Source organism: Rhizobacter sp. P2_H2 (assembly GCF_056403375.1).
Genome location: NZ_JBFUFP010000930.1, coordinates 1 through 2,171, shown reverse-complemented (window position 1 = coordinate 2,171; position 2,171 = coordinate 1). Strand labels below are relative to the sequence as shown.

Sequence of the window (2,171 nt, the reverse complement as noted above, 5' to 3'; positions counted from 1 at the left end):
TCCTGGTGATGGGCTATGCGCTGCGCCACATCGAGGATTTCTCGCTCGCCTGCGCCGAATTCCGCCGCGTGCTGAAGCCGGGCGGGCGGCTGCTGATCCTCGAGATCACGAAACCGGCCGGGCGCTTCACCACCGCACTGCTCAAGCTCTACATGCGCGGCGCGCTGCCGCTGCTGGCGCGCGTCGTCTCGAAGGCCGAGGGCACGCCCCGACTGTGGCGCTACTACTGGGACACCATCGCCGCCTGCGTGGCGCCGGCCGAGGTGGTGGCCACCTTGCGCGCGGCCGGCCTGCACGAGGCGGGCCGCCATGTGGAACTCGGCATCTTTTCGGAATAYGGAGCTCGCGGCTGATGAACCTGCCTTCCCATCAACTGACCATGACCGTGCTGATGACGCCCGACATGGCCAATTTCACCGGCAACGTGCACGGCGGCAGCATCCTGAAGCTGCTCGACCAGGTGGCCTACGCCTGCGCGAGCCGCTATGCGGGGCGCTACGTGGTGACGCTGTCGGTCGACCAGGTGACCTTCCGCCAGCCGATCCACGTCGGCGAGCTGGTGACCTTCCTTGCGTCGGTCAACCACACCGGCAACACCTCGATGGAGATCGGCATCAAGGTCATCACCGAGAACATCCAGACGCAGCTGGTGCGGCACGCCAACAGCTGCTTCTTCACGATGGTCGCGATGGACGACGAACGCCGGCCGGCCACGGTGCCGCCGCTGGTGCCGGTGTCGCCGGACGAGATCCGCCGCAGCAAGGCGGCCCAGGTGCGGCGCCAGCTGCGCCAGGAGTTCGAGAAACGCGCGACCGCGATGACGTCTTGACGCTGCCGGATGGGAATGCGCAAATGCGCTCCTCATGAACTGACAGGAGAGGGGCGATGAACCTGACGAAGCGGGCTGCGGCCGAATTGATCGGAACCTTCTGGCTGGTGCTCGGCGGCTGCGGAAGCGCGGTGCTGGCCGCCGCCTTCCCGAACGTCGGCATCGGCCTGCTGGGGGTCTCGCTCGCGTTCGGGCTGACGGTGCTGACGATGGCCTTCACGATCGGCCACATCTCCGGCTGCCACCTGAACCCGGCGGTGTCGATCGGCCTGGTGGCCGGCGGGCGCTTCAAGGCGTCGGAGCTGCCGGCCTACATCGCGGCGCAGGTGATCGGCGGCCTGCTGGGCGCAGCCGTGCTGTACCTGATCGCGAGCGGCAAGGCGGGCTTCAGCCTGGCCGGCGGGCTGGCCTCGAACGGCTTCGGCGAGCATTCGCCGGGCGGCTATTCGGTGATGGCAGCGTTCGTCTGCGAGGTCGTGATGACCGGCATGTTCCTCGTGATCATCATGGGCGCGACCGACAAGCGCGCGCCGGCCGGCTTCGCGCCGATCGCGATCGGGCTGGCGCTCACGCTGATCCACCTGATCAGCATTCCGGTGACCAACACCTCGGTGAACCCGGCGCGCAGCACCGGGCCGGCGCTGCTCGTCGGCGACTGGGCGCTGGCGCAGCTGTGGCTGTTCTGGGTCGCCCCGATCGGCGGCGCGGTGATCGGCGGCGTGCTGTACCGCTGGCTGGCGGGGCCGGACGACAAGGCCTGACATCGTTCTTTACACGCGGGCGGCCAACCCGCCGCCGGGCTGCGGCGTTGCTCCGGGGCGGCGCCGCATCCGGCGCCCGGAGATGTCGATGAACCCGAAGCTTGCGCTGACGCGGCTCGCGCTGCTGGCCCTGGTGGGCAGCACCTTGTCCGGCTGCATCGTCTACCCCCGGCCGTACCACGAGCGGCCCTATGGCCCGCCGCCGGGGCCTCCGCCGGGTGCGGTCGTCGTCGTGCCGCAGGCACCACCGGCGCCGCGCTACTCGTACTACGACAATGGCCGCGGCCAGGTCACCAACATCGAGGTGCTGCGCCAGTACGAACGCCCGACCGGCGGCGGTGCCGTGCTGGGCGGCATCGTCGGTGCCGCGGTGATCGGCGCGGTGATGGGCGGGCGCGGCGCGGGCGTCGTCGCCGGGGCGGTGGGCGGGGCGATCGTCGGCAACGAGATCGAGCGCAACCAGACGCCGGCCTACGACACGTTCCGCATCACGGTGCGGCTGGACAGCGGCGTGTGGCGGCAGTTCGTCGTCACGCAGCCGAACGGCCTGCGCGTGGGCGACGCGGTGCGCGTCGAAGGCC

The 2,171-nt window shown here is 70.1% G+C and carries 4 protein-coding genes; all 4 read left to right on the top strand.

The window, feature by feature from the left end:
* The coding region (locus tag AC1D15_RS28390) for a class I SAM-dependent methyltransferase (protein WP_477828644.1) at positions 1–353 on the top strand (353 nt) is incomplete at its 5' end.
* The gene (locus tag AC1D15_RS28385; RefSeq protein WP_047511783.1) at positions 353–829 is read left to right on the top strand and encodes an acyl-CoA thioesterase; all 477 of its coding nucleotides are present in this window, start codon (positions 353–355) and stop codon (positions 827–829) included. The genes AC1D15_RS28390 and AC1D15_RS28385, both read left to right, overlap by 1 nt.
* Positions 830–885: 56 nt before the next feature.
* A complete protein-coding gene (gene aqpZ / locus AC1D15_RS28380) occupies positions 886–1,590 on the top strand; it encodes an aquaporin Z (protein ID WP_047511786.1) in 705 nt (234 codons plus the stop codon).
* An 88-nt stretch (positions 1,591–1,678) separates the two neighbouring features.
* Positions 1,679–2,171, top strand: a 493-nt coding sequence (locus tag AC1D15_RS28375) for a hypothetical protein (RefSeq protein WP_477828643.1), incomplete at its 3' end; no start/stop codon positions are given.